At 72.7% G+C, this 26,316-nt stretch carries 24 protein-coding genes; 13 read left to right on the forward strand and 11 right to left on the reverse strand.

Annotation, left to right across the window (positions count from 1 at the left end; all coding sequences use genetic code 11):
* The first annotated feature begins 26 nt into the window (after window positions 1-26).
* Window positions 27-971, forward strand: a complete 945-nt coding sequence (locus GI374_RS04795; protein WP_154335871.1) for an L-threonylcarbamoyladenylate synthase — start codon at window positions 27-29, stop codon at window positions 969-971.
* A 98-nt stretch (window positions 972-1,069) separates the two neighbouring features.
* Here GI374_RS04795 and GI374_RS04800 read toward each other — a convergent pair whose 3' ends face one another.
* Window positions 1,070-1,645: a YqgE/AlgH family protein gene (locus GI374_RS04800; protein ID WP_154335872.1), complete on the reverse strand. Its 576-nt coding sequence runs from the start codon at window positions 1,643-1,645 to the stop codon at window positions 1,070-1,072.
* A 122-nt stretch (window positions 1,646-1,767) separates the two neighbouring features.
* Here GI374_RS04800 and GI374_RS04805 point away from each other — a divergent pair, with 122 nt between their 5' ends.
* Together GI374_RS04805 and GI374_RS04810 are read left to right on the forward strand one after the other, a co-directional pair.
* A complete protein-coding gene (locus tag GI374_RS04805; RefSeq protein ID WP_154335873.1) occupies window positions 1,768-2,544 on the forward strand; it encodes a protein-disulfide reductase DsbD domain-containing protein in 777 nt (258 codons plus the stop codon).
* Window positions 2,545-2,657: 113 nt separating this feature from the next.
* Window positions 2,658-3,215 carry a lipocalin family protein gene (locus GI374_RS04810; protein ID WP_229582601.1) on the forward strand — a complete coding sequence of 186 codons (558 nt, stop codon included), beginning with the start codon at window positions 2,658-2,660 and terminating at the stop codon, window positions 3,213-3,215.
* A 1-nt stretch (window position 3,216) separates the two neighbouring features.
* On the opposite strand, the gene GI374_RS04815 is transcribed toward GI374_RS04810, so the two are convergent.
* Window positions 3,217-4,005, reverse strand: coding sequence for a uracil-DNA glycosylase (locus tag GI374_RS04815; RefSeq protein ID WP_154335875.1), 789 nt, complete (start codon window positions 4,003-4,005; stop codon window positions 3,217-3,219).
* Between the two features lie 94 nt (window positions 4,006-4,099).
* On the opposite strand from GI374_RS04815, the gene GI374_RS04820 reads away from it, so the two are divergent.
* The 6 genes from GI374_RS04820 (at window position 4,100) to GI374_RS04845 (ending at window position 10,528) form a co-directional block, all read left to right on the forward strand.
* Complete coding sequence (locus tag GI374_RS04820; RefSeq protein WP_154335876.1) at window positions 4,100-5,062, forward strand: aspartate carbamoyltransferase catalytic subunit; 963 nt, start codon at window positions 4,100-4,102, stop codon at window positions 5,060-5,062.
* A 66-nt stretch (window positions 5,063-5,128) separates the two neighbouring features.
* On the forward strand, window positions 5,129-6,391 hold the full coding sequence (gene pyrC, locus GI374_RS04825; protein ID WP_370515146.1) for a dihydroorotase: 1,263 nt from the start codon (window positions 5,129-5,131) through the stop codon (window positions 6,389-6,391).
* Window positions 6,384-6,971, forward strand: a complete 588-nt coding sequence (plsY, locus tag GI374_RS04830) for a glycerol-3-phosphate 1-O-acyltransferase PlsY (RefSeq protein WP_154335878.1) — start codon at window positions 6,384-6,386, stop codon at window positions 6,969-6,971. Before pyrC ends, plsY begins: the two co-directional genes overlap by 8 nt.
* Window positions 6,972-7,027: 56 nt before the next feature.
* Window positions 7,028-8,083: a saccharopine dehydrogenase gene (locus GI374_RS04835; protein ID WP_154335879.1), complete on the forward strand. Its 1,056-nt coding sequence runs from the start codon at window positions 7,028-7,030 to the stop codon at window positions 8,081-8,083.
* Between the two features lies 1 nt (window position 8,084).
* On the forward strand, window positions 8,085-9,260 hold the full coding sequence (locus GI374_RS04840) for a saccharopine dehydrogenase family protein (RefSeq protein WP_154335880.1): 1,176 nt from the start codon (window positions 8,085-8,087) through the stop codon (window positions 9,258-9,260).
* A gap of 56 nt (window positions 9,261-9,316) precedes the next feature.
* On the forward strand, window positions 9,317-10,528 hold the full coding sequence (locus GI374_RS04845; RefSeq protein WP_154335881.1) for a PQQ-dependent sugar dehydrogenase: 1,212 nt from the start codon (window positions 9,317-9,319) through the stop codon (window positions 10,526-10,528).
* Between the two features lie 25 nt (window positions 10,529-10,553).
* Here the strand turns inward: GI374_RS04845 and GI374_RS04850 are convergent, their stop codons facing one another.
* Together GI374_RS04850 and mutL are read right to left on the reverse strand one after the other, a co-directional pair.
* Window positions 10,554-10,901 (reverse strand): DUF3775 domain-containing protein, encoded by a 348-nt coding sequence (locus GI374_RS04850; RefSeq protein ID WP_154335882.1) that lies wholly within the window; start codon window positions 10,899-10,901, stop codon window positions 10,554-10,556.
* Between the two features lie 67 nt (window positions 10,902-10,968).
* Window positions 10,969-12,720: a DNA mismatch repair endonuclease MutL gene (gene mutL, locus GI374_RS04855; RefSeq protein WP_154335883.1), complete on the reverse strand. Its 1,752-nt coding sequence runs from the start codon at window positions 12,718-12,720 to the stop codon at window positions 10,969-10,971.
* 124 nt (window positions 12,721-12,844) lie between these two features.
* Between mutL and GI374_RS18815 the strand changes: the two genes are divergently transcribed.
* Window positions 12,845-13,021: a hypothetical protein gene (locus GI374_RS18815; RefSeq protein ID WP_195759833.1), complete on the forward strand. Its 177-nt coding sequence runs from the start codon at window positions 12,845-12,847 to the stop codon at window positions 13,019-13,021.
* 35 nt (window positions 13,022-13,056) lie between these two features.
* Here GI374_RS18815 and GI374_RS04860 read toward each other — a convergent pair whose 3' ends face one another.
* From GI374_RS04860 to GI374_RS04890, 7 genes are all read right to left on the reverse strand, one after another.
* Window positions 13,057-14,361, reverse strand: a complete 1,305-nt coding sequence (locus GI374_RS04860; RefSeq protein WP_154335884.1) for a pitrilysin family protein — start codon at window positions 14,359-14,361, stop codon at window positions 13,057-13,059.
* Window positions 14,358-15,866 carry a pitrilysin family protein gene (locus tag GI374_RS04865; RefSeq protein ID WP_154335885.1) on the reverse strand — a complete coding sequence of 503 codons (1,509 nt, stop codon included), beginning with the start codon at window positions 15,864-15,866 and terminating at the stop codon, window positions 14,358-14,360. The genes GI374_RS04860 and GI374_RS04865 overlap by 4 nt, the downstream gene beginning before the upstream one ends.
* A 92-nt stretch (window positions 15,867-15,958) precedes the next feature.
* Window positions 15,959-17,110 (reverse strand): GNAT family N-acetyltransferase, encoded by a 1,152-nt coding sequence (locus tag GI374_RS04870; protein WP_154335886.1) that lies wholly within the window; start codon window positions 17,108-17,110, stop codon window positions 15,959-15,961.
* A gap of 96 nt (window positions 17,111-17,206) precedes the next feature.
* Entirely contained in the window at window positions 17,207-17,938 is a 732-nt protein-coding gene (locus GI374_RS04875) for an SDR family oxidoreductase (protein WP_370515147.1), read from the reverse strand.
* Complete coding sequence (locus GI374_RS04880; RefSeq protein ID WP_154335888.1) at window positions 17,935-18,699, reverse strand: glycerophosphodiester phosphodiesterase family protein; 765 nt, start codon at window positions 18,697-18,699, stop codon at window positions 17,935-17,937. The genes GI374_RS04875 and GI374_RS04880 overlap by 4 nt, the downstream gene beginning before the upstream one ends.
* The gene (locus GI374_RS04885) at window positions 18,699-19,145 is read right to left on the reverse strand and encodes a RidA family protein (RefSeq protein ID WP_154335889.1); all 447 of its coding nucleotides are present in this window, start codon (window positions 19,143-19,145) and stop codon (window positions 18,699-18,701) included. The genes GI374_RS04880 and GI374_RS04885 overlap by 1 nt, the downstream gene beginning before the upstream one ends.
* Window positions 19,146-19,191: 46 nt before the next feature.
* Window positions 19,192-22,647: a chromosome segregation SMC family protein gene (locus tag GI374_RS04890; RefSeq protein ID WP_154335890.1), complete on the reverse strand. Its 3,456-nt coding sequence runs from the start codon at window positions 22,645-22,647 to the stop codon at window positions 19,192-19,194.
* A gap of 344 nt (window positions 22,648-22,991) precedes the next feature.
* On the opposite strand from GI374_RS04890, the gene GI374_RS04895 reads away from it, so the two are divergent.
* From GI374_RS04895 to GI374_RS19025, 3 genes are read left to right on the forward strand one after another with little or no spacing between them, the layout of a single operon-like run.
* Window positions 22,992-24,263, forward strand: a complete 1,272-nt coding sequence (locus GI374_RS04895; RefSeq protein WP_229582603.1) for an ABC transporter substrate-binding protein — start codon at window positions 22,992-22,994, stop codon at window positions 24,261-24,263.
* Window positions 24,260-25,258 carry a carbohydrate ABC transporter permease gene (locus GI374_RS19020; protein WP_229582606.1) on the forward strand — a complete coding sequence of 333 codons (999 nt, stop codon included), beginning with the start codon at window positions 24,260-24,262 and terminating at the stop codon, window positions 25,256-25,258. The genes GI374_RS04895 and GI374_RS19020 overlap by 4 nt, the downstream gene beginning before the upstream one ends.
* The gene (locus GI374_RS19025) at window positions 25,255-26,313 is read left to right on the forward strand and encodes a carbohydrate ABC transporter permease (RefSeq protein ID WP_370515148.1); all 1,059 of its coding nucleotides are present in this window, start codon (window positions 25,255-25,257) and stop codon (window positions 26,311-26,313) included. The genes GI374_RS19020 and GI374_RS19025 overlap by 4 nt, the downstream gene beginning before the upstream one ends.
* Window positions 26,314-26,316 lie beyond the last annotated feature (3 nt).

Below are 26,316 nucleotides of genomic sequence, written 5' to 3' on the forward strand. Positions count from 1 at the left end.
CCCACCCTCCACTTCTACGCCGCGTCATGACCGAACACCTCCGCGCCGATCCCGATGGCATCGCCCGCGCCGCCGCCCTGCTGGCGGCGGGAGAGGTCGTGGCGATCCCGACCGAGACGGTCTACGGCCTCGCCGGCGATGCGCGCGACGGAAGGGCCGTGGCGCGGGTCTATGCCGCCAAGTGGCGGCCGGCCTTCAACCCGCTGATCGTGCATGTGGCGGATGCCGGGGCGGCGGAGGCGGTGGCGGTGTTCGACGATGCGGCGCGGGCGCTCGCGGCAGCCTTCTGGCCGGGGCCGCTGACGATGGTGCTGCCCTTGCGCGAGGACGCGGGGATCGCCTCGCTGGTCACGGCGGGGCTGGAGACGGTGGCGGTGCGGGTGCCCGCGCATCCGGTGGCGCGGACGCTGCTGGCGGCGTTTGGCGGGCCGCTCGCCGCGCCATCGGCCAATCCCTCGGGACGGGTCAGCCCGACCACGGCCGGGCATGTGCTCGATCCCGAGACCGGACTCGGCGGCCGCATCGCCGCGGTGCTGGATGGCGGGCCCTGCCCGGTGGGGGTCGAATCGACGATCCTCGGGCGCAGCGCCCCGGGCTGGCAGCTGCTGCGGCCGGGCGGTCTGGCGGCGGAGGCGGTCGAGGCGCTGCTCGGCCAGCCGCTCGCGGCGCCGGAGCCTTCCGCGGACCAGCCGACCGCGCCGGGCCAGCTCTCCAGCCACTACGCGCCCCGCGTGCCGCTGCGGATGGACGCCGACGCCGCGCGTCCGGGCGAGACATGGATCGGCTTCGGCGAGGACGGTCCCCTCACCCTTTCCGCCAGTGGCGACACCGTCGAGGCCGCCGCGCGCCTCTTCGACGTGCTGCGCCGTGCCGATGCGCGCGGACAACCGATTGCCGTGGCGCGGGTGCCGCAGGCGGGCCTCGGTGCCGCCATCAACGACCGGCTGCGGCGGGCGGCGGCGCCGCGGTAGACCCTCCACCGCGGACGCTTCGTGTCCACGAGGGCAGACGCCGACCTCCGTCGCAACAAGGCCCGCCGGGGCCTTGTCTGTCACAAGTCGCCGTCGCCTCAGGCGTGTCCCGCCGCGCCGGACAGCAGCGACGGGTCGATCCCCAGCCCGCGGATCGCCTTCGCCCATTTCCCCGCATCGTCGCCACCGAACAGCAGCTCGTCGTTGCGGTCGGCGGTCAGCCAGCCATTGGCCAGCATCTCGCCCTCGAGCTGCCCCGGCCCCCAGCCGGCATAGCCGAGCGCGAGCACCGCCTGCTCCGGCCCCCGCCCGCGGGCCAGATCCTCGAGGATGTCGCGCGTCGTGGTCATGCCGAGGCCCGGCGCGATCCGCGCCTGCCCCTCGTGGTCGCTCTTGCCCTCGCCGGGCAGCGCGTGCAGCACGAAGCCGCGCCCCGGCTCGACCGGGCCGCCGAAATGCACCGGCACCTTGCGCGGCTCCGCGCCGCGGTCGATGCCGAGCTGGACCAGAAGCTCGCCGAATTTCAGGTCCGGCAGCGGCCGGTTGACCACCAGGCCCATCGCCCCGTCCTCGGAATGGGCGCAGATCAGGATGACCGAGCGCTCGAACCGCGGGTCGCGCATGCCGGGCATGGCGATCAGCATCTTGCCGGTCAGGGTGGCGTGGTCGTCCATCGGCGCCTCCGTGTCTCAACCTCAAACATCGGGTCCGGGGCCGCGGTTCACAAGCCCCGTGGCAGGCGGCGGACGCGCGGTTGTGACTTCCCGGCAGCGGCGCGCGGGTCTATCCGGTCTCCATGATCCGCCTTGCCCTCGCGCTCGCCCTCCTGCCCGGGGCCGGGATGGCCGCGCCGCCGCCCGGCCTCCTCGGCGCGGTGCTGCATCCCGGCTGGGTGACGGCCGAGGGCAACCGCATGGCCGCGGTCGAACTGACCCTCGAACCGGGCTGGAAGACCTACTGGCGCAGCCCCGGCGAGGCGGGGATCGAACCCTTGTTCGACTGGAGCGCCTCCGAAAACGCCGGCCGCGTCACCTATCACTGGCCCGCGCCGGAGGTGATCGACAGCGGCGGCATGCTGGCCCTCGGCTTCGAGGAGCGCCTGCTGCTGCCGGTCGAGATCGCCCCCTTGCGCCCCGGCGAGCCGGTGGCGCTGGCACTGACGATGGATCTCGGCCTCTGCCGCGACATCTGCATCCCGGCGCATCTGTCCCTCGCCGCGCCGCCCCCCGGGGAGAGCCCCGATCCGGCGATCGAGGCGGCGCTGTCCCGCGGCCCCGCCGAGGGGACGCCCCTGCCCGCCTGCGAGACGACGCCCACGGCTGACGGCTTCCGGCTCGCCGCCCGACTGCCCGAGGCCGCCGCCGAAGCCGCCGCGATCGAGCTGGCGACCGGCGAGGGTCCCGCCCCGGTCTGGGTCTCGCAGGCCGAACTCTCGGTCGAAGACGGCACCCTCGTCGCCCGCGCCGACGCGGTGCCCGAGGCGGACGACTACGCCTTCGACCCCGCGACACTGCGCCTCACGCTGATCGGCAACGGCGGCGCGGTCGAATACGCGGGCTGTGCGCCCGGCTGAACCACCGGGGGCTTCGCGCCCCCGGGCCCCCGCGGGATATTTTCAGACAGAAGAAGGCGGAACCGCCGGGTGCGGGAGCGGTTGAGGCCCGTCCCATGCGAAAGGTTCCCGCCATGAAGCTGTCCCTCGGCCTCGCCGCCCTCGTCCTCCTCGCCGCGCCCGCGATGGCGCAGGAGGCCGGCACCGCCACCGGCCAGCAGATTGACCCACAGGCCTATGTCGGCCTCTGGCACGAGGTGGCCAGCACGCCGATGCCGTTCCAGGCGATGTGCACCGGCGGCACGACCGCGCTCTACGAGCTGGTGGACGATGAGACGCTTCGGGTTCTGAACCGCTGCGACACGGCCGAAGGCAGTGCCGAGGTCGAGGGCACCGCCGAGGTCGTCGGCGGAAACCTCAACACCTTCAACGTCCAGTTCCCGCAATCGCCAGACGACCAGGGCGTGAACTACGTCATCGTCGCCGTGGGCGAGCCGGCCGGGGGCGCCTATCCCTGGGCCGCGGTCCATTCGCCCGAAGGGGGTTATGCCTGGATTCTGTCGCGCACGCCCGAACTCGATGCGGCGGAGCGGGAGGCAGCGGAGGCGGCGCTCGCCGGGGCCGGGGCGGATGTCTCGGCGCTGAAGGACACCGCGCAGCCGCCGAAGAACTACGATCCGGCGCAGGACTAGGTCAGAGGCCCAGCCGCGCCGACAGATCGAGCAGGTCGGCCCAGGCCTCGCGCTTGGCGGCCGGGTTGCGGAGCAAGTAGGCCGGGTGGACCATCGGCAGCGCGGGCCGCCCGAAAGCCTCGGTCCACTGGCCCCGGAGCCGCAGGATGCCCTGCCGGCCGAGCACGGCCTGGCAAGGCGTGTTGCCCATCAGCACGATCACCTCAGGGTCTGCGAGCTCGACATGCCGCGCGAGGAACGGCATCGAGGCGGCGATCTCCTGCGGCTCGGGGCGACGGTTGGCGGGGGGGCGCCATGTGAGGACATTGGCGATGTAGACCGCGCGGTCCGGGTCAGGCGCCGCGCGCGACAGGCCGATCGCGGCGAGCATCTGGTCGAGCAATTGCCCCGCGCGCCCCACGAAGGGACGGCCCTGCGCGTCCTCCTCCTCGCCCGGCGCCTCGCCGATCACCATCAGCCGCGCCGCCGGATTGCCGTCTGCAAAGACGAAGCTGCGCGCGCCGCGTTTCAGCTCGATCCCGTCGAATCCGCGCTGCAACTCGGCCAGCGAAGCGAGGTCGGTGGCCTGCGCCGCAAGGCGCTCGGCCGCGGCCACAACGTCATCCCCGAGCGGCAGTGCCGGCGCAGGCTCAGGCGCAGCCGGCACGGGCGGAGGCGGCGGCGCCTCCAGCCGGTCCACCGGCGCGTCGAGGATCGCCTCGTCCACCCCCATCTCGCGCTGCCAGTCGAGCAGCGCGAGCGCGGTCGCGCCGTCGATCTCGATGCCGCGGAATCGGGGGGCCATGGTCATGGCGGGAAACTAGCCGCGCGCGGGCGCCCCGGCCAGCGGTTGCCGGCCCGCGCCGCATCTGCGATAGCGGGCGCGACCACCGGAGGGGCCGCCGATGACGTTCCGCCAGCGACACCTGCTCGGGATCGAGCCGCTCGCGCCGGCGGAGATCGTCACGCTTCTCGACCTCGCCGAACGCTATGTCGAGTTGAACCGCCGCACGGTGAAGCGGGCCGACGCCCTCGAGGGGCTGACGCAGGTCAACATGTTCTTCGAGCCCTCGACCCGCACGCAGGCGAGCTTCGAGCTGGCGGGCAAGCGCCTCGGCGCCGATGTGATGAACATGGCCGTGGCGCAGTCCTCCGTCACCAAGGGCGAGACGCTGATCGACACCGCGCTGACGCTGAACGCCATGCGTCCCGACCTGCTGGTGGTGCGCCACCCCGAGAGCGGGGCGGTGAGCCTGCTCGCCTCCAAGGTCGATTGCGCGGTGGTGAACGCGGGCGACGGGCGGCACGAGCATCCGACGCAGGCGCTGCTCGACGCGCTGACCATCCGCCGCGCCAAGGGGCGGCTGCAGCGCCTGACCATCGCCATCTGCGGCGACATCGCCCACAGCCGGGTGGCCCGGTCGAACCTGATCCTGCTCGGCAAGATGGAGAACCGCATCCGCCTCGTCGGCCCGGCGACGCTGATGCCCGCGGACGGCTTCGGCTGCGAGGTGTTCGAGGACATGGCGGCGGGGCTGGAAGGGGCCGACGTGGTGATGATGCTGCGGCTGCAGAAGGAGCGCATGGACGGCGGCTTCATCCCCTCGGCGCGCGAGTATTTCCACCGCTGGGGGCTGGATGCCGAGAAGCTGGCGCGCGCCAAGCCCGACGCGATCGTCATGCATCCGGGGCCGATGAACCGCGGCGTGGAGATCGACGGCACCATCGCCGACGACATCCGCCGCAGCGTGATCCAGGACCAGGTGGAGATGGGGGTGGCGGTGCGGATGGCGGCGCTGGACCTTCTGGCGCGGAACCTGCGGGCCGAGCGCGGGGCGCGGGCAACGGAGGAGGGCATTCGTGTCTGAGCGGCAGATGCGATCCTTCTGCGAAGGATGGTTGCGATTTCTCGCAGAGAAATCGGAGGCACGCGCGTGACGCTGCATTTCAGGAATGCCCGGCTGATCAACCCGGAGGCGCAGACCGACCGCCTCGGCGAGTTGGTCGTCGTGGACGAGCGCATCGCCCCCGGCCCCGAGCCGGAAGGCGGGACCGTCATCGACTGCCGTGGCAAGTGCCTCGCGCCGGGCCTCGTGGACTGGGGCGTGAAGATCGGCGAGCCGGGCGAGCGGCACAAGGAATCGCTGCGCTCGGCCGCGCTTGCCGCCGCGGCGGGGGGCGTCACGACCATCGTCGCCCGACCCGACACGCTGCCGCCGCTCGACAATCCCGAGGCGGTGGAGTTCGCCCGCCGCCGCGCCGCCGAGGCCCCGGTCCGCATCCGCCACCAGTCCGCCCTGACCCGCGGCCGCGACGGCGCGGAAATGGTCGAGATGGCGTTCCTCAAGGACGCGGGCGCGGTTGCCTTCACTGACGGGGTGCGCGTCGTCGCCGACACGCGGCTGCTCTCGCGCGCCATGACCTACGCGCGCGGCCTTGATGCGCTGATCGTCGGCCATCCGCAGGACCCCGGCCTCAGCCGCGGCGCGGTGGCGACCTCCGGCAAGTTCGCCGCCCTCTACGGCCTGCCCGCCGTCGCCCCCATCGCCGAGCGCATGGGGCTGGAGCGCGACCTTGCCCTCGTCGAGGCGACCGGCTGCCGCTGGCATGCCGACCAGATCACCGCCGCCTGCGCCCTGTCCGCCTTGCAGCGCGCCAAGGCGGCGGGGCTGGACGTGACCGCCGGCACCTCGATCCACCACCTGACGCTGAACGAGTTCGACGTCGGCGACTACCGCACCTTCTTCCGCTTCACCCCGCCGCTGCGGTCCGAGGATGACCGCATGGCCGTGGTCGAGGCCGTCGCCTCGGGCCTGATCGACGTCATCGGCAGCTTCCACACGCCGCAGGACGAGGAAAGCAAGCGCCTGCCCTTCGCCACCGCCGCCCCCGGCGCGGTGGGGCTGGAGACGCTGCTGCCGGCGGCGATGCGCCTCTATCATCAGGGCGGGTTGAGCCTGCCGCAACTCTGGCGGGCGATGTCGCTGAACCCGGCGCGGCGGCTGGGGCTGGAGGGCGGCAGCCTCAGCCCCGGCGCGCCGGCGGATCTGGTGCTGTTCGACCCCGACGCGCCCTTCGTGCTGGACCGCTTCACGCTGCGGTCGAAATCGAAGAACACGCCCTTCGACGGGGCGCGGATGGAGGGGCGGGTGCTGGGCACATGGGTCGGCGGAACACGGGTGTTCGGGGATGGGTGAGATGATCCTTGCGGCGCTCGGCGGCTACCTCCTCGGGTCGATCCCGTTCGGCGTGCTGCTGACGCGCGCGCTCGGCCTCGGCGACCTGCGCGCGATCGGGTCGGGCAATATCGGCGCGACCAATGTGCTGAGGACCGGCAACAAGGGCGCGGCGCTTGCGACGCTGCTGCTCGACGGCGGCAAGGGCGCGCTTGCGGTGCTGCTCGCGCGGGCATGGGGCGGAGAGCCGGCGGCGGTCATCGCGGGGGCAGCGGCGTTTGCGGGGCATCTGTTCCCGGTCTGGCTCGGGTTCCGTGGCGGCAAGGGGGTCGCAACCTTCCTCGGCACGCTGATCGCGCTCGCCTGGCCGGTGGGGCTCGCCGCCTGCGCGGCGTGGCTCCTGACCGCCATTGTCAGCCGTATCAGCTCGCTCTCCGCCCTCGTCGCCGCCGCCCTCGCGCCACTTGTCGCACTCGCCCTCGGCCTCCCCGGCGTCGCCCTCGCCGCGACGCTCATGGCGGCGCTGATCTTCCTCCGCCACCGGCCCAACATCGCCCGCCTGCGCGCGGGCACCGAGCCGCGGATCGGAGCCGGGCGCTGAGCCTTGCCGCAGGCGCGTGGCGGCGATAACAGCCGGGCATCTGATGGAGGGCGGACATGGCGCATCTGTGGGTGAGGGCCGAGAGCCGGCCGAACGAGGACCGCACCGGGATCACCCCCGAGGGGGTCCGCCGCCTGCGCCAGCAGGGCCACCGCATCACCGTGGAGGAGAGCGCTCGGCGCGTCATCCCGACCGCGGCCTATGCGCGCGAAGGGGCCGAGATCGCGCCCGAGGGAAGCTGGCTCTCCGCCCCCCCGGACGCGATCATCCTCGGCCTCAAGGAGCTGCCGGGGGACGGCACGCCGCTCTCGCACCGGCACGTCATGTTCGGCCATGCCTACAAGGGCCAGCCCGCCGGGCGCATCCTGCTGAGCCGCTTCCGCGAGGGCGGCGGGGCGCTCTACGACCTCGAATATCTCACCGACGAAACCGGCCGCCGCCTCGCCGCCTTCGGCTACTGGGCCGGTTTCGCGGGCGCGGCGGTGTCGCTCAAATGCCTGACCGCGCAACACCGGGGCGAGATCTGTCCGCCGGTCAGAGCCTATCCCAGCCAGGAGGCGATGCTGGAGGAGGTGCGCGCGGAACTCGACGGCACCGGCGGCATGCGGCCCCATGCCATCGTGATCGGCGCCAAGGGCCGGGTCGGCACCGGCGCCGCGGATTTCTGCACCGCGATGGGGATGCCCGTCACCCGCTGGGACATGGAGGAGACCGCGCATGGCGGCCCCTTCCCCGAGATCCTGCAGCACGAGGTGTTCCTCAACTGCATCCTCGCCCGGCCCGGCACCCCGGTCTTCGTCCCCGCCGACGCGACCGCCCCCGGCCGCCGCCTGCGCGTGATCGGCGACATCGCCTGCGATCCGACTTCGGACTTCTCGCCGATCAAGGTCTATGACCGGGCGACCGACTGGAACGCGCCGGCGCTGCGCGTGGCCACGGACCCAGCCCTCGACGTCATGGCGATCGACAACCTGCCCTCGCTGCTGCCCGCCGAGAGCAGCGAGGATTTCGCGCGGCAGCTTCTTCCGGTGCTCGAGACCATCGACCGGATCGAGGACGGCCCCTGGGGCCGCGCGCGCGCGCTCTTCGACAACCACGTGAAGGAAGCCTGACATGTCTGAGCCCACCATCCACTGGGTCGGCACCGGCCTCTCCTCCGCCCCCGGCCTGCGGCGCCTGCTGGACGCGGGCCGGAAGGTCGTCGTCTGGAACCGCACCGTTGAGAAGGCCCGCGAGGCGGTCGGGGGCCGCGAGGCTGACATCCGCCCCTTCATCCCCGAGGCGCTGCGCGACTCCGTCACCGCGGGCGACATCGTCATCTCCATGCTGCCAGCGGACCGGCACGTCGCCATCGCCGCCCTGTGCATCGAGAAGCGCGCGCATTTCGTCTCGTCCTCCTATGTCTCGCCGGGCATGCGCGAGCTCGACGACGCCGCGAAGGAGGCGGGCGTGGTGCTGATGAACGAGGTCGGCCTTGACCCCGGCATCGACCACCTGATGGCGCATGACCTGGTGGCCGACTACCGCCCCGTGGCGCAGGACGGCGACACCGTCGATTTCACCTCCTACTGCGGCGGCGTGCCGAAGTTCCCGAACCCGTTCCGCTACAAGTTCAGCTGGTCCCCGCTGGGCGTGCTGCGCGCGCTCCGCTCGCCCTCGCTGTCGCTCAAGGGCGGCGAGCGGCACCCGGTCGAGCGGCCCTGGCACGCGATCACCGCCTATGACGCGCCGCTGCCCGTGCCGGAGCGCTTCGAGGTCTATCCCAACCGCGACTCGCTGCCCTTCATCGAGCAATACGCCTTCGACCCGGCCTGGGAGATCAGCGACTTCGTGCGCGGCACCATCCGCCTCAAGGGCTGGCAGGAAGCCTGGTCCGAGGTGTTCGACGAGGTCGAGCGCCTGCATGGCGAGGAGGGCGAGGCGCGGCTGGCCGAGATGGCCGGGCAGTTCTGGCGCGACAACTCCTACGAAGCGGGAGAGCCGGACCGCGTGGTCCTCTGCGTCGGCCTGCGCGCGCGCCGCGGGGACGAGACGGTGTTCCACAAGGAATGGGTGCTGGACGCCCACGGGACCGAGGACGGCAGCGCCATGGCGCAGCTGGTGTCGGTCCCGGTGGCGATGGCGGTGGAGGCGGTCGCGGATGGCGCGGTCCCGTTCGGCGTCCATGCGGCGACGCATGACCCGGTGCTGGTCGGCGAGTGGCTGGTCGAGATCGGCCGCATCGCCCAGCACATGGCGCGGGTGGACCATCGCGCGGATGCCGATGTGAACGCCACGCCGGGAGGCTGACGGAACAACGGCCGCGCGCATGGGTTCCCCTTCCTTACGGATGAAAGGAGAACCCGATGTTCCGCACGCTTCTCGCGTCCGCGGCGGCAGCCGCGCTAGCCGGTCCCGCGCTTGGTCAGGATTTCAACGCCGCCCCTCCGAACGTCCCGGAGAACGAGCCCGCATTCGAGGGCCAGACCCGCGCACCGGTCATGGCCGACGACATCCCGCTGGAAACCACGGCGGTGGTCGAAGGGCTGGACCATCCCTGGGGCATGGACCTGTTGCCCTCGGGCGAGTGGATCGTGACCGAACGCGCGGGCAACCTGCGCCTCGTTGCCGAGGACGGCACCCTGTCCGAGCCGATCACCGGCCTGCCTCCCATGTATGTCAAAGAGCAGGGCGGCTTGCTCGACGTGCTCGCCGCCCCGGATTTCGCCGAGTCGCGCCGCCTGTTCCTCAGCTACGCCGCGCCCGAGGCAACGACGCTCGGTGCCGACGAGAGGACCGATCAGGGTCCCGAGCAAACCGTGGTCATCACGGCGACGCTGTCGGAAGACGGCACCGCGCTCGAGAACGTGCAGGAGATCTTCCGCCAGCAACCGGCCTGGGCGACCGGCAAGCATTTCGGCTCGCGCCTTGTTCTGGACGACGGGGGGCGGCTCCTCATCACGCTGGGCGAACGCTCGGACATGGAGCCGCGCATGACGGCGCAGGAGGACGACAACCACCTCGGCAAGATCATCCGCATCAGCCCCACCGGCGAGCCGGCCGGGGCGGGCATCGAGGGCTGGATGCCCGAGGTCCACAGCAAGGGCCACCGCAACATCCAGGCCGCGACCCTGGACGATCAGGGCCGGCTCTGGGTCGTGGACATGGGGCCGCAGGGCGGGGACGAGCTGAACCTCGCTCAGGAGGGGCTGAACTACGGCTGGCCGATCATCACCTATGGCGAGGAATATTCCGGCGAGCCCATCGGCGAAGGGATCACCGCGCAGGAAGGGCTGGAGCAGCCGGTCTACTACTGGGACCCGGTGATCGCGCCCTCGGGCATGGTGGTCTATGAGGGCGAGATGTTCCCCGAATGGCAGGGCGACTTCCTGATCGGCGGGCTGCAGGCGCAGGCGGTGGTGCGACTGGACATGCAGGACGACCGCGTGGCGGGCGAGGCGCGGCACTTGCAGGGCATCGGCCGGGTGCGCGACGTGGCCGTGGCGCCGGACGGGGCGCTGATGCTGCTGATCGACGCCGACAACGGCAGCATGATCCGGGTGAGCCGGGGCGAGTGACGCCCCTTCGCGGCGGGACGGCGGCTCAGCCCCGCCCCATCACCTCGTCCTCGGCCTCCTCGGGCGAGAGGCCGAGGGCCTCCATGCCGCCCTCGAGATAGTCGGCCAGCGAGGGATCGCCCAGCAGGTAGTCCTCGGTCGGCACCGTCTTTTCCGCCCGCGCAGTCGCAATCGCCTCGCCCAGTTCGTCGGGCGCGAAGCTGTCGCGGCCGATCCACATGACGGCGGTCAGGCTCGCCTGCTCGTCCTCGTTCAGCCCGGCGATGAAGTCGCGCAGGTGATGCCAGGTGCCCGAGCGGCGGCCGCCGGCGCTCTCGACCTCGCGGGCCTTCAGGATGACGCGGGCGATCTTCTGGGGCGTGATGTCGAGCATGGCAGTTCCTTTCCGCCCCATTCTCCGTCTCGGCGCGGCGGCGGTCAACCGAACAGGCGGTCGCAGGTCAGCGCCCGAAGAGCCGCTCGATGTCGGCGAGCTTCAGCTCCACCCAGGTCGGCCGCCCGTGGTTGCACTGCCCGGCGCGGGGAGTGCGCTCCATCTCGCGCAGCAGCGCGTTCATCTCCTCGCCCGTAAGCCTGCGGCCGCTGCGGACCGAGCCGTGGCAGGCCATCGAGGACAGCACCGCATCGGTGCGAGCCTTGAGGCGGTCCGACGCGCCCTGCTCGGCCAGATCGTCGCAGATGTCGCGGATCAGCGCCGCGGCGTTGAGGTCGGGCAGCGCGGCCGGCACCTCGCGCACGGCGACGGCGGTGCCGCCGAAGGGCTCGACGGCGAGGCCGAGGCGGGCGAGGTCGTCGTCCACTTGCAGGAGGCGTGCGATGTCGGCCTCGGACAGTTCCACGATCTGCGGGATCAGCAGCGCCTGCCGCGGCACGATGCCCTCGGCCTGCGCCTTCAGCCGCTCATAGACCAGCCGCTCATGCGCCGCGTGCTGGTCCACGATCACCATGCCGTCGGCGGTCTGGGCCACGATCCAGTTGCCATGCAGCTGCGCCCGCGCCGCGCCGAGCGGCGCGTCCGGGGCCTCCGCCTCCGGCGACTCGATCCGCGCCTGCGCCTCGGCGAAGCCGGGCGCGAGCGGGGCCTGCGCGGCGTAGGACGCGGCGACGGCCGCAGGCGCGGGCGTCCACGGGCGGAAGGCGGCGGCGGTCGCGGTGGCCAATGGGGCGGAGGCGCGGCGCTGCCCGGTCCCGGCGAGCAGATGCCGCAGGGTCGAGACGACCAGCCCGCGCGCCGCGTCGGGATCGCGGAAGCGGACCTCGGCCTTGGCCGGATGCACGTTCACGTCCACGCCCTGCGGCGCGCAGGCCAGATAGAGGACCGCCGCCGGGTGCCGCCCGGCCCCCAGAACGTCGAAATAACCCGCCCGCAGCGCCCCGGTCAGCAGCTTGTCGCGCACCGGGCGGCCGTTGACGTAGAGATGCTGCGCCACCGCAGCGCCGCGCGAATAGGTCGGCAGCGCCGCCCAGCCCGTCAGCCGCAGCCCGTCGCGCTCGGCCTCCACCGGCAGCGCGCTGTCGATGAAATCGCGCCCCATCACCCGGCCGAGCCGCGCCTCGAGCGGCTCCGGGTCGGCGCGGAACAGGACTCGCGCGCCCTCCTCCTCGGTCAGCACGAAGCCGACGCCCGGCTCGGCCATCGCGAGGCGGCGCAGGACTTCCGCGATGGCCTGGGTCTCGGCCCGGTCCGAGCGCAGGAACTTCAGCCGCGCGGGCGTGGCGAAGAACAGGTCGCGCAGCTCGACCACGGTGCCCTGGTTGGCCGCCGCCGGCCGCACCGGGCCGAGGCGCCCGCCTTCGACCGTGATCGCCGCCCCGGCCTCGCCCGCCGCGCGCGCGGTGATCGTCAGCCGCCCGACCGCGCCGAGCGAGGGCAGCGCCTCGCCCCGGAAGCCGAAGCTGCGGATGTCCAGCAGGTCGCTGCCGTCGATCTTCGAGGTCGCATGCCGCGCGATGGCGAGCGGCAGATCCTCCGCCGACATCCCGCAGCCGTCGTCGCGGACCCGGATCAGCGCCTTGCCGCCGCGCGCGATCGCGACCTCGATCCGCCGCGCGCCGGCGTCGAGCGCGTTCTCGACCAGCTCCTTCACCGCCGAGGCCGGCCGCTCGACCACTTCGCCCGCGGCGATGCGGTTCGCGGCGCCCTCGTCCAGTTGGCGGATGACCGGGCGTATGTTGAGGGGGCGGGTGTTCATGCCCCCATATCTAGCAGGTCCCGCCGGGACGGCCAAATGATTCCGGTGTCTCGCGGAACTCATCCGCCCATTGTCGAGGTTGTTTCCCGCAACTCCGCGCAAACCTCCGGGAAGGATCAGTCAGATGAAAACCCTCGCCACCCTCATGTTCTGCGGCAGCGTCCTCGCCCTCGCCGCCTGCGGCCCCAACGCCGCCACCCGCGCCGTCACCGGCGCCACGACCGGGGCGGTGGTCGCGGGACCCGTGGGCGCGGCGGCCGGTGGACTCGCAGGCGCGACCGGCGCGGTTCAGGTCCGCTGAGCCATGGCGCCGCGCGGCCTCACCGCGCGGCGCGCTCACAGCCCCTCGGGCTGGCCGACCAGCACGAAGGTCAGCGCCTCGGGGTCGATCCGGGTCCGCGCCACGCGGGCCACGTCCTCGAGCGTCACCGCCTCGATCCGCGGATTGCGGGTGTTCACATAGTCCGGCGGCATGCCCATCAGTTGCATGCCCCCGAGGATGCCCGCGATCTTGCCGTTGCCGTCAAAGCGCAGCGGGTATTCGCCGGTCAGGTAGGTCTTGGCGGTCTCGAGTTCCTCCGGCGTCACGCCACCCTCGGCTATCCGCCGCCACTCGGCCCGGACAAGCTCCACCGCCTCGGCCACGCTTTCGTTCCCCGACGACATGCCCCCCGCCCAGATGTCTCCGAAAAGCCCGTTCGAAAGCCCAGTGCCGACGCCATAGGTCAGCCCCCGCTTCTCGCGGATCTCGTCGGTGAGGCGCGAGCTGAAGCCGCCGCCGCCGAGGACGTAGTTGGCGACCAGCGCCGGAAAGAAGTCGGGATCGTCCAGGGCAAGCCCCGGCTGCGCGAAGGCCACCACCGTCTGCGGACTGCGCCAGTCGATGACCTCGGCCCCGCCGCCGAGCGCGGGCGCGACTTTCGGCGGCAGCGGCACGGTCGCCTCGGGCGGCAACCCGCCCAGCACGCGGTCCACCAGAGCGCCGAGCGCCTTCGCGTCGATATCGCCCGCCGCCGCGACCACCACGCGGTCGCGCGCCATGACGCGAGCCTTCGCGGCGCGCAGCTCCTCGGGGCCGATGGCAGCCACGGATTCCAGCGTGCCGTTGATCGAACTGCCCAGCGGATGCTGGCCCCAGGCCGCGCGGGCGAGGGCCTTCTGGGCGATTGTGCCGGGATCGGTGTCCTCCTGCCGGATGATCGCCTCGACCTGCCCCTTCACGCGCCCGACGGCGTCGTCGTCGAAGCGCGGCTCGGTCAGCGCGGCGGCGAGCAGGCCCGCGGCCTCGTCGCGGGTCTCGGTCAGCAGCCGCGCCGTGACCGCGACCGCCTCGTCGCTGGCATCGAAACGGAAGACCGCCCCCGTCGCCTCCACCGCTTCCGCGAAGGCGGTCGCGTCCATGTCGGCGGCGCCTTCCTCCAGAAGCCCGGTCATCAGGTTGATTGCGCCGCGGCCCCCCGGCGGATCGACCGAGGCGCCGCCGCGGAACATGATCGTCAGCGCGGTGAAGGGAATCGAATGATCCTCGACCAGCCAGCTCTCGATGCCGCCCGGCGAGGTGGTGACCTGGATGTCGATGGCCCGCGCCGGGAGCGCGGTGGCGAGGGCGATCACGGCGGCGGTGAATACGGCACGGATCATTTCTGCACCTCCTCGGCTTCGGGCTGGGCCGCCGCATCGTCCGGGATCAGAGCATCGGGCGGTGGGGCCGTCGGCGGGACCGTCCGGCCGGAGGTGTCCTGCGGCGGCAACGGACCGGTCACCGCACCGGCGACGACGACCGGCGCCGGTTCCGGCAGCGGATCGGCCCCCGAGGCGGGCACATCGGCGGGACCGGGCAGCAGCCAGCCGGTCACGCTCGCGGGGCTGGCGATCAACGCCCGCGCCGCCTCCTGCACCTCGTCCGGCGTCACCTCGGCCAGCAGGTCCGGCCAGGCGTTCACGTCCTCGACCGTCAACCCGGTGGCGAGGCCCATGCCGTAGTCATAGGCCCGCCCATGCGCGCTGTCCTGGTCATAGACCTCCTGCGCCCGCACCTGGACCCGCACCCGCTCCATCTGCTCCGGGTCCGGCCCCTCCGCCACGAACTCCGCCAAGACCGCGTCGAGCTTCGCCTCGGCCTCCTCCGGCGCCACGCCCGGCACCGGGACCAGCGAGAAGCGGAAGGTCGTGGGATCGAGCGACGTCCCGTCATAGCCCGCGCCCGCATGCAGCGCCGTCCCCTCCAGCACCAGGCCCCGGCCCAGCACCGAGGTCTGCTGCGAGCCGCCGAGCAGCGCCGCCAGAACCGTCAGCGCCGCCGCCTCGCGCTGGTCGCCCGCGTTGCGCTCGGGCGCGAGGATGGTGCGGACCATGACCGGCTGCGCCACGCGCGGGTCCTCCATCTGCAACCGGCGCGGCGCGCGCTGCGGCGGCTCCTGCGGGCGCTCGGGGCGGCCATCGCGGTCCTTGGGCGGGATCGGCCCGTAATGCGCCTCGGCCAGCTGCCGCACCTCCTCGGCGGTCACGTCGCCCGCCACCACGAGGATCGCGTCGTCCGGCCCGTAATGCGCGTCATACCAGGCGAGCGCATCCTCGCGCGTCAGCGCCTCGGCCTCGTGCTTCCAGCCGATCACCGGGCGGCCGTAGGGGTGATTGAGGAACTGCGCCGCCGTCCGCTCCTCGCTGAAAAGCGCCGCCGGATCGCTGTCGGTGCGCTGCGCGCGCTCCTCGATCACCACGTCGCGCTCGGTCAGCCAGTCGTCCTGGCTGATCCGCAGGTTCGCCATGCGGTCGGCCTCCATCCCCATCACGAGGTCGAGGCGGTCCGAGGCGATGCGCTGGAAATAGGTCGTGTAGTCGTAGGAGGTGAAGGCATTGTCGATGCCGCCATTGGCGGCGACGGTGCGCGACAGCTCGCCCGCCGCCAGCTTCTCGGTGCCCTTGAACATCAGGTGCTCGAGGTAATGCGCGATCCCGGACTCGCCGGGCGCCTCGTCGGCCGAGCCGATGCGGTACCACAGCATCTGCACCACCACGGGCGCGCGGTGATCCTCGATCACCACCGCCTCGAGGCCGTTCGGCAGGGTGAAATGGCTGACGCCGGGCGGCATCTCGGCCAGTGCGGCGGCAGGCGTCAGGAGCAGGGCGGCGAGAAGCGGGCGCATGGGGGTCCTCGTCGGATGCGGCGCGGGGAGGGTGACCGGGGCGCCGCCCGCGCGCAAGGCCGCGGGCGCTCAACTGATCGAGACGGGAGGCGTCAGTCCTGCTCCTGCTGCAGCGGGCCGCGGCGGAAGGGGCCGTAATCGGTCAGCACCTCGATCTCGTCATCCACCGCTGCGCGCTCCTGCTCGAGATACTGGGCCACCGCGCGGCTGAAGCCCGGATCGGCCAGCCAGTGCAGCGAATGCGTCTCGACCGGCAGGTAGCCGCGCGCCAGCTTGTGCTCGCCCTGCGCACCGGCCTCGACGCGGGCGAGGCGGTGGGCGATCGCCCAGTCGATCGCCTGATGGTAGCAGAGCTCGAAATGCAGGAAGGGGTGGTCCTCGATGCAGCCCCAATAGCGGCCGTAGAGCGCATCCGGCCCGATCAGGTTCAGCGCCCCCGCGACCGGCCGCCCGCCGCGCTCCGCGACGATCAGCAGGCAGTCGTCGCGCATGGTGGCGTGAAGCTCGTCGAAGAAGGCGCGGGTCAGGTAGGGGCGGCCCCATTTGCGCCCTCCGGTGTCCTGGTAGAAGGTCCAGAAGGCGTCCCAGTGGCGGTCCTCGATCTGGTCCCCGCGCAGGCTGCGGATGGTGCCGCCGAAATCCTGCGCCCGCTCACGCTCCTTGCGGATCGCCTTGCGCTTGCGCGAACTGAGCGCGGCGAGGAAGTCGTCGTAGCTGGCATAGCCGTCATTGAACCAGTGGAACTGCTGCGTGGTGCGGCGCAGGAACCCCGCGGCCTCGCCAAGCTCCGCCTCGGCCCCGGTGCAGAAGGTGACATGCACCCCCGAGAGCCCCGCCTGCCCCGCCACCTTCGTCATCGCCTCCAGGAGCGCCCGCTGCACCGCCGGATCGGGCGCGATCAGCCGCGGCCCGGTGACGGGCGTGAAGGGCACCGCGCCCTGCAGCTTCGGATAGTAGCTGCCCCCCGCCCGCTCCCAGGCATGGGCCCAGGCGTGGTCGAAGATGTATTCCCCCTGAGAGTGGCTCTTGACGTAGAGCGGCGCCACGCCCGCAACCGCGCCGCCCACCCGCGCCACCAGATGCGCCGGGGTCCAGCCCGTCCGCCCGCCGACCGATCCCGAGCGTTCGAGCGCCGAGAGGAAGCGGTGGGTCGTGAACGGATTGACCCCCGCGCCGCATCCGTCCCAGTCGGCGGCGGCAACCCCTTCGAGGGATGGCAGGACGGAAACGGCAAGCTCGGTCATGGCTGCTGACTTAAGCTCCCGAATACGGCCCGCAAGCACCCCTTCTTCTGTCCTCAAATATCCGCCGGGGTCCGGGGGCGGCAGCCCCCGGCTTCCTCACCGCCCCCCGGCCACGTCGAGGATCGCGCCGGTGACATAGCTCGCCTGCGCCGATGCGAGCCACAGCACCGCTTCGGCGACCTCCTCCGCGGTCCCGGCGCGGCCCATCGGCACCCCGCCCATGCGGTTCGCGACCCGCGCCGGGTCGCCGCTGCTCGCGTGGATGTCGGTCTCGATCAGCCCCGGCCGCACGCCGGCCACGCGGATGCCGCGCGGCGCGAGCTCCTTACCCAGCCCGATGGTCAGCGAGTCGACGCCGCCCTTGCTGGCGGCGTAGTCCACGAACTCGCCCGGAGAGCCGTTGCGGGCGGCGGCGGAGGACAGGAACACGATCGCGCCGCCCTCGGGCAGCCGCCGCGCCGCCTCGCGCGCCGTCAGCAGCGCGCCGGTCAGGTTGATGCGGATCATGCGCTCGATGCGGGCGAGGTCCATCTCGGCCAGCGGCATCGCCGTGGCGATGATCCCGGCATTCACCACGACCACGTCGATGCCGCCGAAACCCGCCTCCGCCGCGTCGAAGAGCGCGAGCGTGTCGGCCTCCTCCGTGGCATCGGCGCGGATCGCCTGCGCCCGGACGCCTGCCGCCCGCGCCTGATCGGCGACCGCCCCGGCTGCGGCGGCGTCGGAGACATAGCTCAGCGCCACGTCCCAGCCGCGCGCCGCCGCGCCCAGCGCCACCGCGCGGCCGATCCCGCGCGAGCCGCCCGTCACCAGGAGCCGCCGGGTCACCGCCGGGCCTCGTAGCCCTCGAAGGTCACGTTGTCGGCCCCGGCTGCGCGCGCGGCCCTCGCCGCCTCCTCCGAGCGGAGCGTCCAGGCCAGCACCGGCACCCCCCGCGCCTTCAGCGCGGCGACGGCGGGGTTGGCCAGATTGCGGTGATCGTGGCTGACGAAGGACGCCTCGCTGCGCTCGAAATCCTCGATCCGCGACAGCTTCGCCCGGCCCGCCTCGTCCAGCATCGGCCAGTCGTCCTCCTCGAAGCCGCAGGTCACCAGGCCCGCCGGGATCCCCGGCGCGGCGGCGTGGAAGGCGGTCACGGCATGGGGGTTGAACGACATCACCGCGACCGGGCCGTCATACGCGACCAGCATCGCCGCCACGCGGTCCTGCAGGTCGCCCGTATTCGCACCCAGCCGCCCGTCCTGGTCCTTGATCTCGATCAGCAGCGGCGCGCGGCCCTTCATGTCGCGCAGCACCTCGGCCAGCGAGGGGATCGTCTCGGCCGTGGTGCCGAGCTTCATCTTCGCCAGCTCTTCCAGCGTGGTATCCGCGACATACCCCTCGGAGCCGACCATGCGCTGCAGGTCGTAGTCGTGAAACACCACCGGCTCGCCGCCAGCGGCCTGCTGGATGTCGATCTCGATCCCGTATCCCGCATCGGCGGCGGCGCGGATGGCGGCAAGGCTGTTTTCCGGCACGCCCGGCCCGTGCAACCCGCGATGCGCAATCGGCCGGTCGAGGAAGGCGCGGGGCAGCGGCGGCGCGGGCATCATCGCACCTCGAACACGGCCTCGACCTCGACCGCCACGCCGCGCGGCAGGGCGGCGGCGGAGACCGCGGCGCGGGCGTGGCGGCCGGCATCGCCGAAGACCTCGACCATCAGGTCGGAGGCGCCGTTCACCACCTCGGGCTGCTGGGTGAAGTCCGGCGTCGAGGCGACAAAGCCGGTCAGCTTCACCACCCGCGCCACCCGGTCGAGCGAGCCGAGCGCCGCCCGCGCCTGCGCCAGCAGCACCATCGCGCAGCCCCGCGCCGCCGCCGCCCCGGCCTCGACCGTGACGCCATCGCCGAGGCGCCCCTTCGTCATGTCGGGCGGCAGCTGCCCCGAGACGAAGAGCAGGTTCCCCGCCTGCACGCAGGCCACATAGGAGCCCGCCGGCGCCGCCGCCTCCGGCAGGGTGATTCCCAGTTCGGTCAGGCGCTTGTCGATGCTCATGCTTCCCCCGTCGGTGCTTTCGCGGCGGAGGGTAGCGCGGCCGGGGTCAGGCGACCAGAGCCTCGGCGCGGGTCAGATCGACGGAAACGAGCTGGCTCACCCCCTGCTCGACCATCGTCACGCCGAAGAGGCGGTCCATCCGCGCCATCGTCACCGCGTGATGGGTGATGATGAGGAAACGCGTCTCGGTCCGGCGGGTCATCTCGTCCAAGAGGTCGCAGAAGCGCGTCACGTTGGCGTCGTCGAGCGGCGCGTCCACCTCGTCCAGCACGCAGATCGGGGCCGGGTTGGCGAGGAACACGGCGAAGATGAGGGCGAGCGCGGTCAGGGTCTGCTCGCCGCCCGAGAGCAGGCTGAGGGTCGCCAGCTTCTTGCCCGGCGGCTGGCACATGATCTCCAGCCCGGCTTCCAGCGGGTCGTCGGATTCGACCATCACGAGGCGGGCCTCGCCGCCGCCGAAGAGGTGGGTGAAGAGGGTGCGGAAGTTGCCGTTGACGGTGTCGAAGGCGGCGAGCAGCCGCTCGCGCCCTTCGCGGTTGAGCGCGCCGATTCCGCCCCGCAGCTTGCGGATCGCAGCCTCGAGGTCGTCGCGCTCGGCGGCGAGGGTGGCCCGCTCCTCCTCGAGGGCGCGCTTGTCCTCGTCGGCGCGCAGGTTGACGGCGCCAAGCGCGTCGCGGCTGACGCGAAGGCGGGCGATGGCGGCCTCGAGGCTGGCGGCGTCGGGCAGGCGGTCGGGATCGAGGTCGAGGGCGGCGGCGAGTGCGTCCGGGGCGCCGCCGGTCTCGTCGCGGATGCGGGCGCTGGCAACCGCCTCGGCCTCGCGCGCGGCCTCGGCGCGGGCCTCACGGGCGGCGCGGGCCTCGCGCGACTCGGAGGCGGCGCGCTCGGCCTCGCGTTCGGCGGCGGCGGCGGCGCGCAGGGCGGTCTCGGCGGTGTGCAGGGCCGTTTGAGCGCGGTCGAGACGGAGCTTGCCGCTGGCTTCGGCCCCGGCCAGCGTGCCGCGCCGCTCGGCCAGAATGGCGGGCTGCGTCTCGGCTTCGGCCAGTTCCGCGGCGGCGGCCGCGCGGCGGCCCGAGAGTTCGGCGGCGCGGCCGCCCGCCTGATCGAGCCGCCCGCGCCAGCGGCCATCCTCGGCCGCGATCTCGCCCAGCCGCTTGCCGCGCGCGGTGGCCTCGCGCTTCAGCTCCTCGGCGGCGGCGCGGCGGCTCATGGTGGCGATGCGCGCCGCCTCGACGCCGGTCCTGGCCTGTTCGACCGCCTGCGCGGCGGCGGTCCGGTCGGGGAGCGCGGCAAGGGCGCGGTCGGCCCCGGCCAGCCGGGCGGCCGCATCACTCGCGTCGGCGCGGTGACGGGCGAGTTCCGCCCGCGCCGCCTCGGCCCGGCTGGCGGCGAGCGACTGCGCCGATTCGGCTGAGGCCGCGGCGCGGGCGGCGTCCGAAAGCGCCCGCTCGGCCCGCCGCCGCTCCTCGCGGGCCGCGGTCTCGGCCTTGGTGGCGTCGGCGAGGGTTGCGCGCGCGGCGTCATGGGCGCTGACGGCGGCCGCCGACCGGGCGGCGGCTTCGGTCGCCTGCATCCGCGTCTCGGCCAGCCGGTTCACCGTCTGGAGGTGCAGCGCCGCGGCGGAGGCCGCGCCCCCGGCCGGCTGCGCCAGCCCGTCCCAGCGCCAGAGGTCGCCGGCCCGCGTCACCAGCCGCTGCCCCGGCCGCAGCGCCGCCTGCATCCCCCTCGCCGTTTCCGCGTCGGCCACCACGCCGACCTGCGACAGGCGCCGCCCGAGCGCCTCCGGCCCCCGCACATGGGGGGCCAGCGGCTCGGCCCCGTCGGGGAGCGGGGCGGCGGCGTCGTAGCCGGGCAGATCCCGCCATCCGGCGCCGTCACCCTTCGCCAGCCCCAGCCGCAGGTCGTCGCCGAAGGCCGCGCCGAAGGCCGCCTCGAAGCCCTTTGTCACCCGCACCAGGTCGAGCAGCGATCCGCCGCCCGCCTGCCCTCGCGCGACCAGCTTTTCCAAGGCCCCGACCTCGGCGGCGAGCGCCCGTGCCTCGCCCTCGGCCCCGGCACGGGCGGCGCGGGCTTCGGTTTCCGACGCCTCGGCCGTCCCGCGTCTGCCCTCGGCCGCCGCGAGCGCCGCCTCGGCCGCCTCGAGCGCCGTGGCCGCCTGCCCCTGCGTTGCGGCCGCGCCGACAACGGCTTGCGCAGCCTCGCGGCCCGCCAGCTCGGCCCGCTCCCGCGCGGTCTCCGCCCCCGCAGCCGCGCTCTCGGCCCGATTTCGCATCCCGCGCAGATCCATTACAAGCCGCTCCGCCGACTGGTGTTGCGCGGCGAGGCGGGCGGATTCGTCCTGCAACTCCGACAGCCGCGCCTCGACCTGCCGCAGCGAGGCCAAGGTTTCCGCGGCGGCCTCGTCCGCGGCGGCGATCCGCGCTTCGGCGCCCTCGCCCGCGGCGTCGAGCTCCGCCTTCTCGCGCGCAAGCCGCGCCAAGACCTCGCCCGCATCGCGGTTCAGCCCCTCCTCGCGCGCCAGGTCGCGGTCGAGCTGCGCGATCCGCGCGCCGAGCTGGGCGATGGCCTCGCCCGCCCGCGCCTCGGCCTCGTCCAGCGCCTCGCGTTCGACCACGGCGCGCGACAGGATCGCGCCCGCGACCTGCACCTCCTCGCGCAAGCCCGGCAGCGCGGCTTCGGGCCCCTCCCGCGCGGCCGTGGCGCGGCGCGCGCCCGCCTCGGCCAGCACGGCGGCGCGGAGCGCCTCGGCCAGCGCCGCTTCCGCCGCCGCGCGCGCGCCCTCCGCCTCGGCCCAGCGGCGCCAGAGAAGCTGCCCCTCGGCCAGCCTGAGCGCCGCGCCGATCTCGCGATATCGCGCCGCCGCCCGCGCCTGCCGGGCCAGCGCCGCCGCCTGCTGCGCCAGCCCCTCCAGCGTCTCGGCCACCCGTGCGAGGTTCGCCTCGCCCGCGTCGAGCTTCAGCGTCGCCTCGTGCCGCCGCTGGTAGAGGCCCGAAATCCCCGCCGCCTCCTCCAGAATCCTCCGCCGGGCCTGCGGCCGCGCGTTGATGAGTTCGCTGATCTGCCCCTGCCGGACCAACGCCGGCGAATGCGCTCCGGTCGAGGCGTCGGCAAACAGCATCTGCACGTCGCGGGCGCGCACCTCGCGCCCGTTCAGGCGATAAACCGACCCCGCGTCGCGGGTGATGCGGCGGCTGATCTCGAGCGCGTCGGCCTCGTTCAGGCCCGCAGGCGCGAGGCGGGCGCGGTTGTCGACATGCAGGCTCACCTCGGCATGGGCGCGGGCCGGGCGACGCGCGGTGCCGGCGAAGATCACGTCCTCCATCCCGGCGCCGCGCATGGCTGTCGGGCGGTTCTCGCCCATGACCCAGCGCAGCGCCTCGAGCAGGTTCGACTTGCCACAGCCATTCGGCCCGACGATGCCGGTCAGACCCTCTCGGATCACCAGGTCGGTCGGGTCCACGAAGCTCTTGAAGCCGGTGAGGCGGAGGCGGTCGAACTGCATGTGGCGAGTCTCCGCGCCCGCGCTACCACTGTCAACGAAAGACGCAAGATGTTGGGGGTTTCGGCGGAAGGTTCCACAAGGTGCTATCGGCCGCCTGGGCCCGCGGGGGCGCTGCCCCCGCACCCCCGGGATATTTGGACAAGGCAAAGCGGGGCGCGGGGTTGGCCTATTGTCGGAGCGCGTGCGTCAGGGTGAGGCGGGAGAAGGACGCTTTGCGCCGGGAAGCGTGAATCGGTAGCCTCGGGGCGGAGGCCGGGTTGCGCTCGCGAGGGGCGCGCACTGGACATTCACCAGGCGGCGCAGCCAAACCGCGCCCGGCGACAGAACGAAGGGGAGGACCTGACTTGACGAGGATCTGGACGGCGATCGCGGCGGTGACGATGGGCACCGCGCTGGGCTCTGCCGCGCTCGCGGGCGATGTGCGGATCATGTGGTATTCGGACGGCAACGAGGGCGAGGTCATGGAAGACCTCGTCGCGCGCTTCCGGGCCGATCACCCGGAGATCAACCTGACGCTGGAGAACGTCGCCTACCAGGTCATCAAGGAACAACTGCCGATCCAGCTCGCCGCCGGCGAGGGGCCGGACATCGCCCGGATCACCGACCTCAAGAAGGAGGCGCCGCATTTCCTGGACCTGACGCCCTACCTCAGAGATCCGGACTACTGGCGCGAGAACTTCGGCGCGCAGCTCGACTGGATGCGGCCGGACCGCACCGACATCATCCCCGGCTTCATGACCCAGCTGACGCTGACCGGCGGCTTCGCCAACGCCACGCTGTTCGAGCAGGCCGGGGTGCCGCTGCCCGGGCCGGAGGCGACCTGGGACGAGTGGGTGGAGGCGGCGGCGCGGGTGGCCGAGAGCCAGCAGCTTGAGGCGGCGATCGCCATCGACCGCTCGGGGCACCGGATCACCGGGCCGATGATCTCCGAGGGCGCGAAGCTGATCGGCGAGGACGGGATGCCGGCGCCGCTGGACGATGCCGCCAGGGGGTTCCTGACGAAGCTGATCGGCTGGACCGAGGACGGCCGGAATCTGCGCGACGTCTGGGTCAGCGCGGCGGGCGCGACCTACCGCCCGGCGGCCGACGAGTTCATCAACGCGACGGTTCCCTACTACTACGCCGGAAGCTGGCAGGTGGCGAACCTCAGCGCCACGGTCGGCGACGCCTTCGACTGGGTGGCGACCGGTTCGCCCTGCGGCGTCGCGGGCTGCACGGGCATCCCCGGCGGCGCGGCGCTGGTGGCGATCAGGTCGACCCCGAACCCGGAGGAGGTCGCGACCGTCATGGAGTGGTTCGCGCAGGAGGACATCGTGCGCGAGTTCTCCGAGCGGACCCTGTTCCTGCCGGCCCACAAGGCGGTGGTTGAAAAGGGCGGCCTCGACTTCCAGACCGACGACGAGAACGCGCGCGCCGCGCTCAACGCCTTCGTCGCGGCGACCGGGCAACTGACCGAGGAGGCGCAGCGCATCCCTGCCTGGACCCCGGCCTCGGACGTCTATGCGGCGCTGGCCAAGCGCCTCGGCGAGGCCATGGCGGGCGAGCTCTCGACCGAGGACGCGCTGGCGCGGATCGACAGCGACATCGCCGAAGCGATGACTGCGGCCGCGCAATGAGCCTCGGGGCGCGCGTCGGGGCGGCGGCGACCGCCCCCTTGCGCGCCCTCGCCGCGGCGCTCGACCCGGCGATGCGCGGCTGGCAGCGGCTGGCCGGGCGCGGCGGCATGATCGGGCTGTTCCTGCTGCCCAACCTGGCGATCTTCACGATCTTCGTGCTTGTTCCGATCGGGCTGAACGTCGCCTACTCGATGACCGGCGGCGCGCAGGTGTTCCTCGCCGACCGGCCCTTCGTCGGCGGCGAGCAATATGCGCGGCTGCTGGAATGCGAGAACCACCTGCGCCCCCGGACCTGCCGCGACGACACCTTCTGGACCGCGGTCTGGAACACGGCGCGCTTCGTCGTCCTGCAGGTCGGGCTGATGACCGGCGCGGCGCTGGTCACCGCGCTGATCCTCAACCGCAGCCTGCCCGCCAAGGGCTTCTGGCGGGCAGTGTTCTTCTTCCCGGTCCTGCTCTCTCCGGTGGTTGTGGGCCTCATCTGGCGCTGGATTTTGCAGCGGCAGGGGCTGGCGAACCTCGTCATGGTCGAGGGGGGGCTGGAGCCGGTCAACTGGCTGGTCGACCGCTTCTGGGCCTTCGCCGCCGCAGTGGGCGTCAGCGTCTGGGCGCATCTGGGCTTCTACGCGCTGATCCTGCTGGCCGGGCTTCAGGCGATCCCGAAGGACCTCTACGAGGCGGCCGAGATGGACGGCACGCGGCCGTGGCGCGTGTTCCGCCGCATCACCCTGCCGCTGCTGACGCCGAACCTTGCCGTCGTCGTGGTGCTGGCGCTGATCCGGGCGGTGCAGATCTTCGACGAGGCCTATGTCCTGACCGGCGGCGGACCCGGCACGGCGACCATGTTCCTGACCCAATACATCTACGAGACCGGCTTCGCCTCGCCGGTCCGCAATCCCGGCCTCGCGGCGGCCGCGTCGATCCTGATGGCGGGGGTGCTGGTGGTGCTGACGCTTCTTCGACTCAGCCGGCAGCGAAGGGCGGCGCAGCGGTGAGGGGCGCCAGGTTCCTGACCCGCCGGCGCGGCGTCGCCGGCAGCGGCCGCGGCTGGCACTGGACCGACATCGCCACCTGGGTCTGGCTGGTCGGCGGGACGGTCCTGATGTTCGGACCCGCGGTCTGGCTGGTGCTGTCGTCGTTCAAGACCCCCGCGGCGCTGGCCGAGTTCCCGCCGACGATCCTGCCCTACGCCCAGCAGACAATGGAGATCGACGGCCGCGAGCGCCCCCTCTTCACTGTCACCACGCCGGACGGGACCACGCAGACGATGGCCGAACTGCGCCGCGTCGGCATCGTCGCGCAGATGGTGGACCCCGCCGCGCCCGAGGCCGAGCCGCTCCGCGTCAACATCGCCGAACGCGAGCCCCTGCGCGAGATCGCCTTCGCCACCTCCAACTACACAGAGCCGTTCCTGCGCTTCGACTTCTGGCGCTTCTTCCGCAATTCGGTCTTCGTGACCGTCGTGGCCACCGCCCTGACGCTGCTGACGAACTCGATGGCGGCCTTCGCGCTGTCGAAATACGACTTCCGGGGGCGGAATGCCGTGATGCTGCTCATCATCGCCACGCTGATGGTGCCGCTGTCGGTGATCCTCGTGCCGCTCTACTCGGTCGTCTCGGCGGTAGGCCTCCTCGACACCCTCTGGGGCGTGATCCTGCCCACCATCGCCACGCCCACCGGGGTCTTCCTGCTCAGGCAATACATGCTGACGATCCCCGACGAGCTGCTGGAGGCCGCGCGGATGGATCACGCCTCCGAGTGGCAGATCTACTGGCGGATCGTCCTGCCCCTCGCCGCCCCGGCGCTCGCGGTGCTGGCGATCTTCAGCGTCGTCTGGCGCTGGAACGACTTCCTCTGGCCGCTCGTGGTGCTGACCTCGACGCGGAACTACACGCTGCAGATCGGGCTGAACTCTTACGCGGGCGAGCTGAACGTGCAGTGGCACTACATCCTCGCGATGACGGTGGCGGCGATCGTGCCCGTGGTGCTGGTCTTCGTGTTCCTGCAGCGCTTCATCACCAGCGGCATCGCCAGTGCCGGGCTGAAGTGAGGG

Source organism: Paracoccus sp. S-4012, assembly GCF_009674885.1.
Taxonomy (GTDB): domain Bacteria; phylum Pseudomonadota; class Alphaproteobacteria; order Rhodobacterales; family Rhodobacteraceae; genus Paracoccus.

Excerpts from the sequence above, each read along its gene's own strand:
- GI374_RS04890 (WP_154335890.1), bottom strand. The coding sequence starts at position 22,647 with ATGCAGTTCGACCGCCTCCGCCTCACCGGCTTCAAGAGCTTCGTGGAC.
- GI374_RS04810 (WP_229582601.1), top strand. The coding sequence starts at position 2,658 with ATGAAGCTGTCCCTCGGCCTCGCCGCCCTCGTCCTCCTCGCCGCGCCC.
- GI374_RS04805 (WP_154335873.1), top strand. The coding sequence starts at position 1,768 with ATGATCCGCCTTGCCCTCGCGCTCGCCCTCCTGCCCGGGGCCGGGATG.
- GI374_RS04840 (WP_154335880.1), top strand. The coding sequence starts at position 8,085 with ATGTCTGAGCCCACCATCCACTGGGTCGGCACCGGCCTCTCCTCCGCC.
- GI374_RS04800 (WP_154335872.1), bottom strand. The coding sequence starts at position 1,645 with ATGGACGACCACGCCACCCTGACCGGCAAGATGCTGATCGCCATGCCC.
- GI374_RS04870 (WP_154335886.1), bottom strand. The coding sequence starts at position 17,110 with ATGACCGAGCTTGCCGTTTCCGTCCTGCCATCCCTCGAAGGGGTTGCC.
- GI374_RS19020 (WP_229582606.1), top strand. The coding sequence starts at position 24,260 with ATGAGCCTCGGGGCGCGCGTCGGGGCGGCGGCGACCGCCCCCTTGCGC.
- GI374_RS04885 (WP_154335889.1), bottom strand. The coding sequence starts at position 19,145 with ATGAGCATCGACAAGCGCCTGACCGAACTGGGAATCACCCTGCCGGAG.
- GI374_RS04815 (WP_154335875.1), bottom strand. The coding sequence starts at position 4,005 with ATGACCATGGCCCCCCGATTCCGCGGCATCGAGATCGACGGCGCGACC.
- GI374_RS04880 (WP_154335888.1), bottom strand. The coding sequence starts at position 18,699 with ATGCCCGCGCCGCCGCTGCCCCGCGCCTTCCTCGACCGGCCGATTGCG.
- GI374_RS04865 (WP_154335885.1), bottom strand. The coding sequence starts at position 15,866 with ATGCGCCCGCTTCTCGCCGCCCTGCTCCTGACGCCTGCCGCCGCACTG.
- GI374_RS04845 (WP_154335881.1), top strand. The coding sequence starts at position 9,317 with ATGTTCCGCACGCTTCTCGCGTCCGCGGCGGCAGCCGCGCTAGCCGGT.
- plsY (WP_154335878.1), top strand. The coding sequence starts at position 6,384 with ATGGGTGAGATGATCCTTGCGGCGCTCGGCGGCTACCTCCTCGGGTCG.
- GI374_RS04795 (WP_154335871.1), top strand. The coding sequence starts at position 27 with ATGACCGAACACCTCCGCGCCGATCCCGATGGCATCGCCCGCGCCGCC.
- GI374_RS04835 (WP_154335879.1), top strand. The coding sequence starts at position 7,028 with ATGGCGCATCTGTGGGTGAGGGCCGAGAGCCGGCCGAACGAGGACCGC.
- mutL (WP_154335883.1), bottom strand. The coding sequence starts at position 12,720 with ATGAACACCCGCCCCCTCAACATACGCCCGGTCATCCGCCAACTGGAC.
- GI374_RS04850 (WP_154335882.1), bottom strand. The coding sequence starts at position 10,901 with ATGCTCGACATCACGCCCCAGAAGATCGCCCGCGTCATCCTGAAGGCC.
- GI374_RS04860 (WP_154335884.1), bottom strand. The coding sequence starts at position 14,361 with ATGATCCGTGCCGTATTCACCGCCGCCGTGATCGCCCTCGCCACCGCG.
- GI374_RS18815 (WP_195759833.1), top strand. The coding sequence starts at position 12,845 with ATGAAAACCCTCGCCACCCTCATGTTCTGCGGCAGCGTCCTCGCCCTC.
- GI374_RS04820 (WP_154335876.1), top strand. The coding sequence starts at position 4,100 with ATGACGTTCCGCCAGCGACACCTGCTCGGGATCGAGCCGCTCGCGCCG.